Source organism: Luteimonas panaciterrae, from assembly GCF_020511115.1.
In the GTDB taxonomy this organism is placed as follows: domain Bacteria; phylum Pseudomonadota; class Gammaproteobacteria; order Xanthomonadales; family Xanthomonadaceae; genus Luteimonas; species Luteimonas panaciterrae.
On the sequence record NZ_JAJAVH010000004.1, the window covers coordinates 547,754 to 562,230 of the forward strand.

Below are 14,477 nucleotides of genomic sequence, written 5' to 3' on the forward strand. Positions count from 1 at the left end.
ACATGCAGAGTCCGATATTCACCATGCCCCACACGAAATGCGCCACTGGCGAACACGACGATCTGCGACAAATCGCCGCGATTCCGACTCCGGTCAATACCCGGCTGTTCGGAGGCGCGGTCTGCGTGCTCATGCTCAGCCTGTTCGCCTCGCAGCCGCTGGTCGGCGTGATCGGACCGGCGCTGGGGTTGCAGGCACAGTTGTCCGGTTTCGTGCCACTAGCCACCCTGCTCGGCTACGGCATCGGCCTCGTACTGATCGTGCCCTTGTCCGACATGATGGAAAACCGCCGACTCGCGTTGACGATGCTCGCGGCCGCGGCGCTGGCGCAATTCGCCTGCGCGTTCGCGCCGAACGCGGTGCTGTATCTCATCGCGGCGCTCGTGCTGGGAGCTGCGCTGAGCTGCATCCAGGTACTGGTACCGCTCGCCGCCGCGCTCACGCCCGAGGCCGAACGCGGACGCGTGGTCGGCGACGTGATGAGTGGAATGATGATCGGCCTGCTGCTGTCGCGTCCGCTGGCAGGCTTCGCGGCCGCGGCATTGGGCTGGCGCGGCATGCTGCTCACCCTGGCGTTGTTGCTGGCGGTCCTGTTCGTCGTGTTGTGGTTCACGTTGCCGTGGCGTCGCCCCGCGCCAGGACTGAGTTACGCCAAATTGCTGTCGACGTTGTGGAGCCTGTTGCGCGAGGAACGCGTGCTGCGCTTGCGCGCGGCCTCGGCGTTCCTGATGTTCGCCGCGTTCAACGCGTTCTGGACCACCGTCGCGTTGCTGCTGGCACACCCTCCTTTCCATTTCGGCGAGCATGGCATCGCCCTGTTCGCATTGGCCGGTGCCAGCGGCATCGTGGTGGCACCGCTGGCCGGACGCTGGGGCGATCGCGGCTACACCCGGCCGGCATTGGCGGCGATACACGCGCTGGCGCTGGTGGCATTGCTGGTCGCGGGCCTGGCGACCATGCCAGCCGTTCATACGATCGGTTTGGCCGTGGCCTTGCTGGTCTTGGCCGCGATGCTGCTCGACGTCGGCACCGTCGCCGATCAGACGTTGGGCCGTCGCGCGGTGAACCTGCTGCGACCCGAAGCACGCGGCCGTCTCAACGGGCTATTCACCGGTGTGTTCTTCGCTGGCGGTTCGCTCGGCGCGGCGCTGACCGGCTTCGTCTGGACGCGTGGCGGATGGAGTGCGATCTGCATCCTCGCCGGCGTTTTCGTCTGCGGCGCGCTGGCGATCTCGCTTTCGACGCTACGCGATCGAAGCCTGGGGTGAAGGTCGTTCGTTCACGCCGCCGCGGAGGCCTGCTTCAACTTCTTCTTTCCGTTCAGATCGGGCAGCCATAGCGCGATCACGCCGATCAGCGGCAGATACGCGCAGACCTGGTAGACAAAATCGATACCGCGCGCATCGGCGAGTTCGCCGAGCAACGCCGCGCCGATACCGCCCATGCCGAAGGCGAAACCGAAGAACAGTCCCGACACCATGCCCACGCGTCCGGGCAGCAGCTCCTGCGCGTACACGAGGATCGCCGAGAACGCCGAGGCCAGGATCAGACCGATCACCACGCTCAGGATGCCGGTCCAGAACAGATTCGCATGCGGCAGCAACAGCGTGAACGGTGCCGCACCGAGGATCGAGATCCAGATCACCCACTTGCGCCCGATGCGATCGCCCACCGGCCCGCCGATCAGGGCACCCGCCGCCACCGCCGCCAGGAACGCGAACAGATGTGTCTGCGCGCTCTGCACCGAGACATCGAAGGTGTGGATCAGATAGAACGTGTAGTAGCTGCTGAGGCTGGCCATGTAGAAATACTTGGAGAAGACCAGCACGCCGAGGATCACCAGCGCGGCGGCGACGCGGCCGCGCGACAGTGTTTCACCGATATTGCGTTTCGCCGCCGGCTTTCCACGCACCGCATGATGCTGCGCGTACCAGCGCTCGACTTGCAGCAGCACCACGATCGCCAGCAGCGCCGCCAGCGAGAACCATGCCACGCTGCCGCGCCCATGCGGCACGATGATCCACGCGGCCAGCAGCGGTCCCAACGACGCACCGGCATTGCCGCCGACCTGGAACAGCGATTGCGCCAGCCCATGCTTTCCGCCCGAGGCCATGCGCGCCACGCGCGAGGATTCCGGATGGAACACCGAGGACCCCGTTCCCACCAATGCCGCCGCCAGCAACAGCAGCGGAAAATTCGGCGCCCACGCGAGCAGCAGCAATCCGCACAGCGTGAAACCCATTCCGACCGGCAGCGAATACGGCAGCGGACGGCGATCGGTGTACATGCCCACCACCGGCTGCAGCAACGACGCGGTGAGCTGATAGACCAGCGTGATCAGACCGATCTGCGCGAAGCTCAGATTGAAGCCGCTCTTGAGGATCGGATAGATCGCCAGGATCAGCGACTGGATCATGTCGTTGAGCAGGTGCGAGAAACTGATCGCACCCAGCACCGTATAGGCGGTGCGTTCCTCGGCGGACGCGGACGGCGCCGCGATCGCACTCTCCATCGCGCCATCGATGGCGGCGTCTTCGACTCGTGTTTGCATGGCGGTCACTCCAGCGTGGGGGCTTGCCGCCTTGCCACGGCGGCGGCGCCACTTTAGAGTTGCCGGCCTCGGCCTGCCCGAATCATCGGGCCAATTTATATCGAATCCGGGCCAACCCCCGGATCGACACCAGACACCATGCGCCAGACCCGCGCCAGCCTCTACGAAGACACGCCTCGTGACGTGGTCGCCACCGGCAACGAGTACCCGCCGCATTACGTCCTGCCGGCGCACTCGCACAAGCGCGGACAGCTGCTCTATGCCTCGGCCGGTGTGGTCAGCGCCATCACCGATGAAGGCAGCTGGGTGGTCCCGCCACGACGCGCACTGTGGATTCCGCCCGGCGTCACGCACGAGGTGCGCATGAGCGGTGCGGTGTCCACGCGCAGTGTCTTCGTCCGCCCCGAAGCCGCGCAGGCCGTCGGCCTGCCGACGCACTGCCAAGTGATCGCGGTGTCCACCCTGCTCCACGCATTGCTGTTGGAAGCGGTCGATCTGCCGGCGGAATACGCACTGGATGGCCGTGACGGCCGCTTGATGGCATTGCTGGTGGATGAGATCGCGGTGATGCCGACACTCGCGCTCAACACGCCGCTGCCACGCGATCCTCGACTGGCGCGCATCTGCCGCGCACTGATGGAAGCACCGGCACTCGAAATCGACATCGACATGATGGCGCACAAGGCCGGCATGAGCCGGCGCAGCTTCACCCGTCTGTTTCGCCAGCAGACCGGCATGAGTTTCGGCCTCTGGCGTCAGCAGGCCTGTCTGCTCGCGGCGCTGACGCGGCTCGGCTTGGGCGACTCGATCACGCAGGTCGCGACCGATCTTGGCTACAGCAGTGCCAGCGCCTTCACCGCCGCGTTCCGGCGCACGCTCGGGGCTTCTCCCAGCCGTTATCTGCAGGGCCAGTGAAGCCCTCGCAGGCGGACTCGCCCATCCCTCCCTCGTTGCGTCCGGCGGCCACGAAATCGCCGTTTCCGGACAATGTCCCCGCCCCCGCGACGATCCAAAAAAATCTTGCGCCGGCGCAGTGGCAAAGGGATAGACTCGGCATGGCGACATCGCCTCCCACATGATGGAGGGCTCGACATGATTCCCCGTACCGCAGCGGCCCTGCTGGCCGCCTCCACGTTGGGATGTTGCATGGCCGTCCACGGCGCGACCGCGCCGGCACTGGCCGCTCCCGGCATCGCAGACCCGATATCCGTGACGACAACGGAACCGCTCGCGGTCCCCGCCGACATCGTGCCGATCTCCGTGCCCAGCCCGCAGCAGATCATCGTGATCCCGCCGGAACTGCGTGCGCAATTGCGGCAGAACGTCATCAACAAGAGCTACTCGCGCGAGCGGCGCATGAAGCTGCTCGTCGACTACATCTTCAGCAAGCAGGGTCTCGGCCTGGAGTACGACTCCTCGGTCACCCGCACCATCGAGCAGACCTTCCGTGACCGCAAGGGCAATTGCATGTCCTTCACCCTGCTGTTCGTGACGCTGGCGCGGGAAGCCGGCGTGAGCGCCTATGTGCAGGAAGTGGGTCAGGCGCTCTCCTGGTATCAGGAAGAGAACACGCTCTACAACGCCGGACACGTCAACGTCGGCATCCAGCTCGGCACCGATCAGGGCACCGTGGATCTGGATCGCAACATCCTGCTCGCGCGCGGCGGCCCCAAGCGTATTTCCGACAAGCGCGCGCTGGCGCATTTCTACAACAACCGCGGCTCCGAACTGATGCAGGACGGCTACATCGTCGCGGCCAAGGCGCACTTCGACGCCGCGCTGGCGCAAGACCCTGGTTTCGCGCCGGCCTGGAATAATCTCGGTGTGCTGCGCATGCGCAATCACCAGCCTGGCTTGGCCGAACGCGATTACCTCGCCGCCCTGCAACGCGACGCATCCTATGCGCCGGCGCTGTCGAACATGGTCAACCTATATCGGTTCACCGGCGACGAAGCCAAGGTCGACACCTACATGCACCGTTTGCGGCGAGCCCAGCTCGGCGATCCGTTCTATCAGTTCCTGCAGGCCGATCAGGCCGAGAAGCGCGGCGACTATGCCGTCGCCGCCACGCACTATCGCCGCGCGATTCGCCTGTATGACAAGGTCCACCAGTTCCACTTCGGCCTGGCTCGCGTGTACTTCCTCTCCGGCGACATGGAGCGCGCCCGGCGCGAACTCAGCCGCGCCCTGGCCCTCAGCAGCGAGGACGCGGTGATGCGCAACCGCTATCAGGCCAAGATGGACAGCCTGCGGCGCTGGTCGAAGGCTTCCGCGCTAGCGCACTGACAGCAGGCAGTCGAGAACGTCCGCGCCGATCACCGGCGCGGCGTTTCGCCGTGGCGCTTCGCGCAATTCCCGCACCGCGTGATCCACCGCCAGCCGCAGCATGGTCGGCGAGATGTAACCGCGATGCATGCGGTCGATGACGCCCATGTAGAAACGGCCGAACAGGTTGCGCGTGCGCACGCGCGTGCCCAGCGTGCACTTCACGCGCCCATCCGGCAGCAGTTCGACGCCGACGCATGAACGGAACACGAGATGCTTGTCGTCCGCGCCGAGGATCACCTGGGCGCGCCCGCCCGAAGAATCGACGCGCTGCGCCAGCACGGGATAACGGCCGGCGAACCAGCCTTCCGACGTCGTCGACAGCAGCGACGAGGCCGGGCAACCCAGCGGCGAAGTGCGCAGTCCCAGCGGCCTCACCAGCACATTGCGGAAGGCCATCAACTGCGAGACGCCCAAGGGCCGGTTTTCGAGGAATCCTTGCAGCATCGAGCCCAGGATCGCGCTGGCGGAGGCATTGCCGAATTCGCCCGCGGCCGTCGTGAGTTCGAACGTGTCCTCTTGCGTCTGCTTGCCATCCAGCTGCGCACGCAGCAGGGAATCCACCGGCGGCGCCGCGAGCTCTTCCACCAGCCGGCCTCCGCCGTTGTCGGCGAGGAACCCGCTCGGCCCACGCCAGCGCCCCCACGCCCCGCGCACGCGACCAAGCGCGCCGCGCGTCCATGCGCACAGACGCGCGAGCGGCGATGCAGGCGCCGCGTCCAACGACAGCGCGTATGTGGGAACGCGCGAGGCATCGAAAGATTCGCTCTCGAGAAGATCGCGCACGTTCGGCGGCAACACTTCGGTCAAGGCCGGGATATCGGCGCGATTGTCGATCACGCGCTGACGCAGCGCCTGCGGAAGATCGCCACCAAGTTCATTGGTATGGCAGGACAAGGCGAACATCGCCGGATGCGACGAACGCCCCTGCAACGGCACGAACTGATGCCACGTCCCGCCGCCGAAGCGAACGGTGAACAGGCAATCCGGCGGAATATTGACGTGGTGCAACGACGCGACGAACCGCTGCGGATCCTCCGCGATCTCTTCCACGGACGCGTTCGAGAAGCGCAATTGCGTCCCGGCACTGCCCGACACCGCGGTGAACACGCGGTGGCCGGCATGACGATGGAACGGATGCCCGTTCGCGCCCACGGTGAACGAATACAGCGACGTCACATCCCCGTTCGCCAGATCGACGCCGCCCAGACGCGCCGACGGCTCATCGAGCTCGTCGATGAAAGCCTCGTGCCCCCGCTGCCGCCCCGATGCGCTTTCGATGAGTTGGTCGCCTCCACCAAGCCCGAGCTGCGCGATCAGCGACACTTCGATCGGCAGGCCGCCCGCATGCGGACGGATGCGCACGCTCGGAAAAGTACGGATGACTTTCGTGGTCGTCAGCATGGTGCCCCCTCTCCTTCCTTGTCAGGCCGTTCAACCGGCGGTCGATGGTGTCTTCCCGCGCACCCGCGCGCGGCTCTCGCGTTTCAGCGGCCCGGCCACCGGACACACCTCCGCCGCCCAGGCGAACAACGTGTTGGCCAACCGGTCCGGCACGAGCCGGAAATAGACGAACTGCCCGCGCTTCTCGCGGGCGATCAGGCCGGCCTCCTCCAGGATCCGCAGATGGCCGGAGAGCGCCGGTTTGCTGAAATCGAACCTGGTCCCGATCTCGCCGGCGGTCAGCTCGCCCTCGTTGAGATAGGCCAGGATCTTGCGGCGCGCGGCGGAGGCCAGGGCTTCGAAGACGCGGTCCATAGCAGTTCTTTAGTTAAGAAATTACTTAATTATTTATCTGATGAACGCTAGGCCGTCAAGAGCCCATGCAAAGTCCCCGCAAGCAAAGATGAATGGTTCAGCTTAAGCGCGCTTCTGATGTCGATTCCGCCCGAGCCCGCTCGTCTAGGTTTCAAGGACGCGTGACCGGAGCCCTTCCCGCTGTCGTTCGCGGCGCCTTTCCCACAAACAACAACCGAGGACACCATCATGGCCATCGCGCAGCGCATCACTCCCTTCCTGTGGTTTGACGATCAGGCTGAAGAAGCCGTCGCCTACTACCTCGAGACCTTCGACAACTCCCGCATCGTGAGCACCACCCGCTACACCAAGGATGGCGCGCAAGCCACGGGCAGGCCCGAAGGATCGGTCATGACGATCGCCTTCGAACTCGACGGACAAAGCTTCACCGCGATCAACGGCGGACCGCACTTCAAGTTCAACGAAGCCGTGTCGTTCGTGGTGAACTGCGAAAGCCAGGAGGAAATCGACCGCTATTGGAATCGCCTCACCGCTGGCGGCGACGAACGTTCGCAGCAATGCGGCTGGCTCAAGGACAAGTTCGGCCTGTCCTGGCAGATTGTGCCGCGGCAGATCTCCGAATTTCTCAACCATCCCGACGCGGAGAAAGGCAGCCGCGTCATGGCAGCGGTGATGCAGATGAAAAAGATCGACCTCGCCACACTGGAACGCGCGGCGGCATGACTCGCCGGGTTTAGAAAAATCGCGCGGCTTGGCCGCGCGATTCCCGGTTAACGCTTTGGGATGCGGAACACCATCAACGCAGCTGGCTGTCCTTGCTCCCGCGCCGGTTGTAGCCGCCATAACCGTCCTGCTCCTGATCGCGCGCCTCCTGGCAGGAAACACACAGACGCACGCCCGGCATGGCCTTGCGCCGTGCCTCGGGGATTTCCGCATCGCATTCCTCGCAATGCGTCAATCCAGGCCCTTGCGGCAACTGGCTGCGCGCACGCTTGATCGCGTCCTTGATGGTTGCGTCGATCTGGTCCTGTACGGCGCCGTCGCCTGCCCATCCGGTGGCCATGTCAGTTCTCCCATAAAAAGAACATGCCCGCGAGCATAGCGCCGCAGGCATGAACCTTCGACATCGGCACTTCGCGGAAGCCCTGTCGATGACGAGAGCTTCCTTGATGCGTCAGGGCTGGTCCTCTTCGATGACCACATCGTCGAGGTAGAACGAGACGCCACTGCTCCCCGATCCGACCAGGGTGATCAAGACGCTGCTGGTGCCCGCCGGCGCGTCGACCGAGGCCGTCACCTGCTGCCAGTCCGCGGTCAAGGCCGGGAACGCGATGGCATTGGAAGCCAGGACCTGGCCGGAATCCCCGCGCCATTCAAGAACCAGTTTCGGATTGCTGGGGACACCCACCCCGCCCCTGACCCAGAAGCTGACGCTCTTCGGGCCGGAGCCCGCGACATAGCCAGGATAGTTGGCAACCTCCACGCCCCAATACGAGTCGGTGATGTCGACACGCAGGCTGTGGCTGCCGCCATGCGCCTGTTCCGTGCTGCGCGAGACGTTGGCGTTGTACCAGCCACCCCAGTAGCCGACGGAATCTTCCAGCGTCGAGGTGTCGTCGTCGATCAGGTTGCCCACTGGACCTGGACCGCCGCCTTGGTCGCTGGTGCTGCCCGCATCCTGCAAGTACGGCGCGGCCTGCCAGGCGGAGAAGCTGATGCGCTCGCCCCAGCGCTTGGCGAACTGCCACGGGCCGTAATAGTGGTTGTTCGCGAACTTGTTGTTAGCGTTGAACATCACCTCGTCCTGGATGCCCGCCACGGTATAGGGCGACCAGGGAAGATTGTCGGCACCGGTCGCCGTCAGGGCCTGCACGCCGCAGTAGTCCGCTCCCGCGCAGGGAACGACCGCCGGGTCGAAATAGAACTCGTTGTTGGTCACTTCGATGTTGCGCGCACGCCAGCGGCAGTCCGTGCGATACGGCTCGCTGCTGACCTGCGTGTAGCATGGATGCGTGGCGCTGATCGGATCGAGATAGTCGTAGTCGTGCGGCTCCGGGATCAGCGTGGGATGCACGAAAGGCGTGCAGTAGCCCTTGCTGGTATTACCGTTGGAGTTGCAGAAGCGGTTGGCGTTCTCGTAGATCGACACGCCGGAGAAATTGTTCTCGAAATAATTGTCGTAGATCCGGATCTTGGCGGCACCGGACACGGTGCTGGCCAGACGCGCATCACCGCCGGATTCCGACAGATAGATCGCCGGCGCCGGCGAGCCCTGGTTGCGCTGGCCTTTCACCCACGCATTGTTGAGGAAGGTATTGCCGCGGATGGTGGCGTTGTAGCTGATCTCGTACCAGATGCCCTCGTCCTCGTTGTCGGCGATGTAGTTGCCTTCGAAGAGGAAATCGATGTTGTTGGTATCGGCCCACAATCCGACGCTCTTGTTGTCGTGTACCCAGTTGTTGGTGATGCGCGCGCCGTTGACGTCCCAGAACTTGCCGCCGCCGGTGCAGCCGCAACCGGGCTCGCGGGTTTCCCAGTCGTCGGTGTTGTTGCCGGCGATCTCGTTGTGGTCCAGGACGATGTTCTTGATCGCCGAATCGCCTTCGATCGGCATCTTGAACATGCTGAATCCGTACTGCCCGTTATCCTTGAGGCAGTTGTAGCGCACGATGTTGTTGCTGCCGAGGAAAACGCCGGCGCCGTCGTTGTTGATGATGGTGTTGTATTCCACCAGCCAGCCGTCGCCGGCGTCGTGGTTCACCACGCCCTCGTTGTTATTGTCCAGGCCTCGACCGAAATTGCGGATGGTGAGGTGGCGGATCGTCACGTCCTGCGCGCTGCTGGTGAAGGCGTAGAGGTTCAGATTGCGGCCATCGATGATCGCGCCGGGACCGCCGATATAGGTCGTGTTGTCACGCGCGATGATCTGTCCGTAGACGTCGTCGCCAAGCGTGTGCACACCGGGCTCGAACCAGAAAGTGGCGCCCGGCTGATTGAAATTGAAACCGCTGTTGCTGCCGGCCGGCACGATGATGGCGCCCTCGGGAGCCGTTGCCGGCCCATCCAGCAATGCTGTGTTGCCGCAGATCTGCGCCGGCGGCTCGGCCGGCCATAGCAAACTGGCTTCGGCGCGGGTCGCACCCGCAATGTTATGGCGAGTGGCTGCAACGGGGGCGACAAGGCCCGAAGCGAAAACCAATACAGAAACGCCCAAGAACTTGGCTGGCTTCCCAAGACGGGAAAGCAGCGCACGCTGGTTGATGCTCACTAGTGAACTCCCCTGGTCGAACGATTAAATTGCGCCGCTACTGCGAACCCCAAGCGGCGCGCACACTTTGCATAAATGCCGTAAGCCAGAAGCGCGACTCCATCACCATTCGGCCATCGCCCGGCGTACGGTTTTCACTGTCGTGAAAGCCGTCATCTCGTGGCATAGCGCTCAATCTGCGAACGATCAGTATTCACGTTTGTACCAGAACGCATCGGGCAGTTTCGCCATGCCGGCCCGTTCGTAGAACCCGACAGCATCCGGCACCGAAGCCAGGATCAAGCTGACGCTCGGCCCCAACTGGCGTCGCGCTTCATCGAGCAGCCCCTTGCCGATGCCGAGGTTCTGCGCCGAAGCACAGACCGCGAGCTCCGACAGATAACAGCACCAGGAAAAATCGGTGACGCAACGCGCGACCCCCACAAGGGAGTTTCCGGGTTCGTCCAATCGCGCCGTCACGATCAGATTCGCCGCCGACAACATCATCCGAAGCCGCGCCTCGTCGTCGACCGGACGAATCGCGCCGAGACCGGACTCCACCAGAACACGCCGGAATTCGGCGACATCCAGCCCGGCTTCCCGCGCGTACAGCACCCGGGAGGACTCGATCATGCTCGGCACCCCATCGCTCACCCGGCTCAAGCGTACTTCCACGCCCGATAAAAGACAGGCTGGGGTGCTCCCGAGCTTGACACTGGGCTTCCCTGCCATGGCGTGGCGCCCAGGGGGCATCGGCGGGCGGGTCCAGGCGCGTAACCGGGTGCAGAAGACGCGAACTGCGGGGGCCATGTATCCTTGCCGATCACACCCTCCCTCCACGGACCGGCATGAAGTGGGACGTCTTCACCATTCTTGAGCAGTTGCTGATCCTTCTGACGATCTCCAGTCAGATCTGGATCGCGATCCGCGTCATCCTCAATGCCACCGGCGCCGAGCAGTACGTGCGGATCATGGCCTTCTGCAGCGGCCTGCTGCTGTTCCTGATCTCCCGCCCCCTCGGCCTGACCTTCGCCGACCTCATGCTGCTGGCGCGCGTGCAGGAGAATCTGATCAGCCTGGTTCTGATCGGCGGCCTGTTGCCTTTCATGATCGGCGTGCTGGTTTCCGAAGCCACCATCATCGCCATCCAGATGGGCAATCCGGTTCCGATCCGCTTCATGCTGATGGTCGCCGCCTTCACGCTTTCGCAGGCGGCGTATACCAATTTCATGGCGATCTCCACGCACGTCACCACGCTGGACCGAGCCTACGTGCCGAATCTCTGCTACGCGGTCGCGGTCGGCATCTGGCTGACCTTCCGCTATCGGGATGCGCCGCCGAAGTAGGAGCGGCGTTCGCGCGGCTGGTCGTGACTGTTCGCGCTGGCGCCTACGCGTCGGTGCTGCCGGCACCTTTCGGCTTGGGAAGTGCTTTCGCGCCCCGCCGCATCTTTGACGGCTGTAGGCCTGTCTTCTCGAACCAGTGATGCGCGTAAGGATTGTCGTTGTAGCGCGCGATCTCCCGATACCCGTTCCGGGCATAGAGCGCCTGCGCTTCCTTGAGCGTGCGATTGGTATCGAGCCGCAGCACGTCCAGACCAGCCTCGACCGCGTGTGCCTCGAGCGCATCCAGGATGCGCTGGGCAATGCCGAGCCCGCGCGCGAAGGGCGCCACCCACATGCGCTTGATCTCGCCGATCCCACGGCCTTTCACCTTGAACGCGCCGCAGCCGACGGCTTGCTCGTCCAGGCGCGCGATGAGGAACAATCCCGCTGGCGGCGTGAGCTCCTCGGGATCCGCCGACGGGCTGCGCGCCGGATCGAATCCGGTATCGAAACGTTGGTCCAGTTCGCGCAAATACGCCTCGATGCATGCGCGGGCATCCGCGCTGCCTGGGTCGACGACCTCGATGGTGACGGCTGACGCCCGCATCAGCCGTTCCACTTCCGCCATGGCCGCGACCAGGCGATCGCGCTGCGACGGACCGAGCGGCGCCAGCACCGAGGTCGCGAATTCCTCGGAGCGGCGGTCGAGTTCCTCCACCTCGCGCAACCCTTTGCGCGTCAGGGTCGCTCGCCGTACCCGGCTGTCGTCGGGAGCACGCTGCGACGTCACCAGCCCTTGCGCTTCCAGCGAGCGCAGAAGGCGGCTCAGATAGCCGGAGTCCAGCGACAGCCGTGTGCGCAGATCGCGAAGCTCCGCTCCTTCCCTGCCGATCTCGAACAGCAGCCGTGCCTCGCTCAGCGGTCGGCCACGACCCAGGTAACTGTCGTTCAGCACTCCGATCCGCCGCGTGACCGAGCGGTTGAAGCTGCGAACTTGTTGAATCTGCTCCGAATCCATTGTCTGACTTTAGTCAGATAAATTATCGACGTCAAGTCCAGCTATTTGTGGAGGGAAAGCCGGTTAACGCCGCCGTTTTGCCATCAATTCAGGGGGTTCTGAGACCCGCCAGATATCCGTTCAAGCCACCGGTCTTCAGCAGCGCGAGCCCTTCGTCATACGAAACCGCTCGCTGCAGGCGTAGCGACTCCAGGATGCGCACGATCGCCAGCGATACCTCCGCCGCCGCCTGATCCCCCGCCTTCTTCTTTTCCCGGACGAATCCGATCGTGTCGAACAGCACGGCGTTGGCCTGTGCGTACGTGACCGGCGCCTGCTTACCGTATCGCCGCGTCCAGGCCTCGCTCGCGAGCACATCGTTGACATGCGACTGGATCAGATAGGTCGCGCGACCTATGAGCTTGAGATTGCTGGGGCTCACGTTGGTCATCGTGTTGCCGACCACTTTGTTCAGGCGGGCCATCACGGCGGTCGAATGCGCGTTCAGAAGCATCTTCAGCGCGATCTGCTGATCGACACCGAACGGATCGTCCCGTGTTCCGACCGCGACATGCACGATGGCATCGGCATCACCCCATACCGGCGCAGGTTCGGTGCCGACATGCACGATACCCAGGCGCGCATCGTGTTCTTCGAACGCGACTCCGAAACGTGCGAATGCGGACCCACGATCGGCAAGCGCTCGCGATTCGTCCCCCACCGCCACCATCACGCCGAGATCGCCGGGCTGCGGACCACGATGTTTCAGGCCATCCTCGAAGGAGAAATCGTAAAGCGCCTGCTGATCGTCGCCCGCGCGCTTGAGGCTCTCCAACGCCGCATTCCGAAGATAAGGATCATCAATGCGCGTCGCGAACGGCTCGCGATAACGCTCCGGCTGCAAACCACGGAACGAGCGTCCGAGCATCTTGCGCCAGGCTTCCTGCGTATCCCGCGCGGGCGCCCACACCTGAATCCAGGATTTGCGCTGCGCTTCGTTGACGATATCCAGCGGGAACAGACGAAACGTCGGGCTACGCTCGGTACTATCGATGAAAACGGTGATCAGGCCGCGATCGGCGAAATACGTCGAGAAATGGCCGTCGCGATAGGTTTCGGATTCGAGGTCCGTCAATTTGGCGAGATCGAGCACGGTGACCTTGACCGCGGACAACACTTCCGGGAATCGCGCGAAGCGTTGCTGCAGCGAGGTTCCGCGTTCAAAGCCCAGCCGGGCCAGATCTTCGGCGTCGAGGAATCGTTCGAGCACACGCTCCACCGCCTCCTGCGCCGCATGCGCGATGACGAAGGTCTCGATGGTCGTCGCCTGCATCCGCGTCGAACCGGTAATGGCCTGCGGCCCCGTGGTCAGGTTGAGCTTGGTGATGCCAGGCTGCTCGATCACCTGCCGGCTGCGCTCGAACGGCAGCAACACGGAATCCGGATTGTTGTAGACGAAGAACAGATGCTTGGCGGCCTCGGCCGGATCGTAGTTCGTGGCCGGCTTGTTTCCGCCCTCGCCCTCGACGAATTTCCACTGATCGAGCGCGCCCAGCACGGTGCCGATACCGGCGGAGGTTTCCCCGCCTTCCGTCACCTCGATCACCACGTCGCCCTTGCGGATGCCGTGATCGGCAAGCTGCAGGCGACCGATCAATTGCAGATCCTCGAAGCCTTCGAGCGAGCTGATCAGGGCACGATCGGCGCCGGTCATTTCACCGATCAATTCCGATTCGATATCGGCGGACAAATGCGGTTTGAGCTTCGCCCGGATCGCGGGATCGGCGAGTACACGACGCCAGAACGGTCGCCAGAATGTGCTTTCCATTTCCTTGGCGAGGCGACCGGTCGCACCGGTTCCGTAGATATAGATCTTCCTGCGCTGCAGCAGCGCCTGTTCGATGGCATCCGAGAGCGCCGAAGGAGCCGGCTCCCGCGAAAGCTTTTCCAGCCGCGCGGTGATGTCGTCGTCTACCGAGAACAGCATCCGCAACCCTTCGGCGGTGTCTTGCGAGATGCGTTCGCTCAGATCCCAGGTGCGTTGATGCCGCTGCTCGGTCAGCAAGGTGTGGAGCTGGAACTGGGTCTTGTTCCGAACGTAATCGACCGATTCCCGCGACGGAGAGATGCCGAGCAGCGTCAGCACATCCTGTTGCTTGCTGGCAGCAGGCAATTCCTGCGGCGGCGTGCTTGCACAGGCGGTGACGACCACCAGCAAAGCCGCCAGAATCGGGCTCTGCATTCGCTTGAACACATGGCTCATGCTCTCGTTCC

Annotated in this window: 13 protein-coding genes; 5 read left to right on the forward strand and 8 right to left on the reverse strand. The window is 63.9% G+C overall.

The window, feature by feature from the left end; translation table 11 throughout:
* Positions 1 to 23 precede the first annotated feature (23 nt).
* A complete protein-coding gene (locus tag LG367_RS07300; RefSeq protein ID WP_226468559.1) occupies positions 24 to 1,268 on the forward strand; it encodes an MFS transporter in 1,245 nt (414 codons plus the stop codon).
* 11 nt (positions 1,269 to 1,279) lie between these two features.
* On the opposite strand, the gene LG367_RS07305 is transcribed toward LG367_RS07300, so the two are convergent.
* Complete coding sequence (locus tag LG367_RS07305; RefSeq protein WP_226468560.1) at positions 1,280 to 2,551, reverse strand: MFS transporter; 1,272 nt, start codon at positions 2,549 to 2,551, stop codon at positions 1,280 to 1,282.
* A gap of 138 nt (positions 2,552 to 2,689) precedes the next feature.
* Between LG367_RS07305 and LG367_RS07310 the strand changes: the two genes are divergently transcribed.
* Positions 2,690 to 3,466 (forward strand): AraC family transcriptional regulator, encoded by a 777-nt coding sequence (locus LG367_RS07310; protein ID WP_226468561.1) that lies wholly within the window; start codon positions 2,690 to 2,692, stop codon positions 3,464 to 3,466.
* A gap of 177 nt (positions 3,467 to 3,643) precedes the next feature.
* On the forward strand, positions 3,644 to 4,837 hold the full coding sequence (locus tag LG367_RS07315; RefSeq protein ID WP_226468562.1) for a transglutaminase-like domain-containing protein: 1,194 nt from the start codon (positions 3,644 to 3,646) through the stop codon (positions 4,835 to 4,837).
* Here the strand turns inward: LG367_RS07315 and LG367_RS07320 are convergent.
* Both LG367_RS07320 and LG367_RS07325 read right to left on the reverse strand, forming a co-directional pair.
* Positions 4,826 to 6,280 carry a DUF2867 domain-containing protein gene (locus LG367_RS07320; RefSeq protein ID WP_226468563.1) on the reverse strand — a complete coding sequence of 485 codons (1,455 nt, stop codon included), beginning with the start codon at positions 6,278 to 6,280 and terminating at the stop codon, positions 4,826 to 4,828. The two genes, LG367_RS07315 and LG367_RS07320, sit on opposite strands and share 12 nt — an antisense overlap.
* Before the next feature lie 30 nt (positions 6,281 to 6,310).
* A complete protein-coding gene (locus LG367_RS07325) occupies positions 6,311 to 6,634 on the reverse strand; it encodes a metalloregulator ArsR/SmtB family transcription factor (RefSeq protein WP_226468564.1) in 324 nt (107 codons plus the stop codon).
* Between the two features lie 228 nt (positions 6,635 to 6,862).
* Between LG367_RS07325 and LG367_RS07330 the strand changes: the two genes are divergently transcribed.
* Positions 6,863 to 7,357 carry a VOC family protein gene (locus LG367_RS07330; protein WP_226468565.1) on the forward strand — a complete coding sequence of 165 codons (495 nt, stop codon included), beginning with the start codon at positions 6,863 to 6,865 and terminating at the stop codon, positions 7,355 to 7,357.
* Positions 7,358 to 7,430: 73 nt separating this feature from the next.
* Here the strand turns inward: LG367_RS07330 and LG367_RS07335 are convergent, their stop codons facing one another.
* The 3 genes from LG367_RS07335 to LG367_RS07345 form a co-directional block, all read right to left on the reverse strand.
* The gene (locus LG367_RS07335; RefSeq protein WP_226468566.1) at positions 7,431 to 7,697 is read right to left on the reverse strand and encodes a DksA/TraR family C4-type zinc finger protein; all 267 of its coding nucleotides are present in this window, start codon (positions 7,695 to 7,697) and stop codon (positions 7,431 to 7,433) included.
* Between the two features lie 111 nt (positions 7,698 to 7,808).
* Positions 7,809 to 9,752, reverse strand: coding sequence for a right-handed parallel beta-helix repeat-containing protein (locus tag LG367_RS07340; protein ID WP_226468567.1), 1,944 nt, complete (start codon positions 9,750 to 9,752; stop codon positions 7,809 to 7,811).
* Positions 9,753 to 10,088: 336 nt separating this feature from the next.
* Complete coding sequence (locus tag LG367_RS07345) at positions 10,089 to 10,613, reverse strand: GNAT family N-acetyltransferase (protein ID WP_226468568.1); 525 nt, start codon at positions 10,611 to 10,613, stop codon at positions 10,089 to 10,091.
* A 116-nt stretch (positions 10,614 to 10,729) separates the two neighbouring features.
* Between LG367_RS07345 and LG367_RS07350 the strand changes: the two genes are divergently transcribed.
* Positions 10,730 to 11,227 (forward strand): hypothetical protein, encoded by a 498-nt coding sequence (locus LG367_RS07350; protein WP_226468569.1) that lies wholly within the window; start codon positions 10,730 to 10,732, stop codon positions 11,225 to 11,227.
* Positions 11,228 to 11,270: 43 nt separating this feature from the next.
* On the opposite strand, the gene LG367_RS07355 is transcribed toward LG367_RS07350, so the two are convergent.
* A complete protein-coding gene (locus LG367_RS07355; RefSeq protein ID WP_226468570.1) occupies positions 11,271 to 12,161 on the reverse strand; it encodes a bifunctional helix-turn-helix transcriptional regulator/GNAT family N-acetyltransferase in 891 nt (296 codons plus the stop codon).
* Between the two features lie 151 nt (positions 12,162 to 12,312).
* A complete protein-coding gene (locus LG367_RS07360; RefSeq protein ID WP_226468571.1) occupies positions 12,313 to 14,466 on the reverse strand; it encodes an N-acetylmuramic acid 6-phosphate etherase family protein in 2,154 nt (717 codons plus the stop codon).
* Positions 14,467 to 14,477: the final 11 nt, after the last annotated feature.

Coding starts and splice junctions, on each gene's coding strand:
- LG367_RS07300 (WP_226468559.1), top strand. CDS start 24: ATGCCCCACACGAAATGCGCCACTGGCGAACACGACGATCTGCGACAA.
- LG367_RS07305 (WP_226468560.1), bottom strand. CDS start 2,551: ATGCAAACACGAGTCGAAGACGCCGCCATCGATGGCGCGATGGAGAGT.
- LG367_RS07310 (WP_226468561.1), top strand. CDS start 2,690: ATGCGCCAGACCCGCGCCAGCCTCTACGAAGACACGCCTCGTGACGTG.
- LG367_RS07315 (WP_226468562.1), top strand. CDS start 3,644: ATGATTCCCCGTACCGCAGCGGCCCTGCTGGCCGCCTCCACGTTGGGA.
- LG367_RS07320 (WP_226468563.1), bottom strand. CDS start 6,280: ATGCTGACGACCACGAAAGTCATCCGTACTTTTCCGAGCGTGCGCATC.
- LG367_RS07325 (WP_226468564.1), bottom strand. CDS start 6,634: ATGGACCGCGTCTTCGAAGCCCTGGCCTCCGCCGCGCGCCGCAAGATC.
- LG367_RS07330 (WP_226468565.1), top strand. CDS start 6,863: ATGGCCATCGCGCAGCGCATCACTCCCTTCCTGTGGTTTGACGATCAG.
- LG367_RS07335 (WP_226468566.1), bottom strand. CDS start 7,697: ATGGCCACCGGATGGGCAGGCGACGGCGCCGTACAGGACCAGATCGAC.
- LG367_RS07345 (WP_226468568.1), bottom strand. CDS start 10,613: ATGGCAGGGAAGCCCAGTGTCAAGCTCGGGAGCACCCCAGCCTGTCTT.
- LG367_RS07350 (WP_226468569.1), top strand. CDS start 10,730: ATGAAGTGGGACGTCTTCACCATTCTTGAGCAGTTGCTGATCCTTCTG.
- LG367_RS07360 (WP_226468571.1), bottom strand. CDS start 14,466: ATGAGCCATGTGTTCAAGCGAATGCAGAGCCCGATTCTGGCGGCTTTG.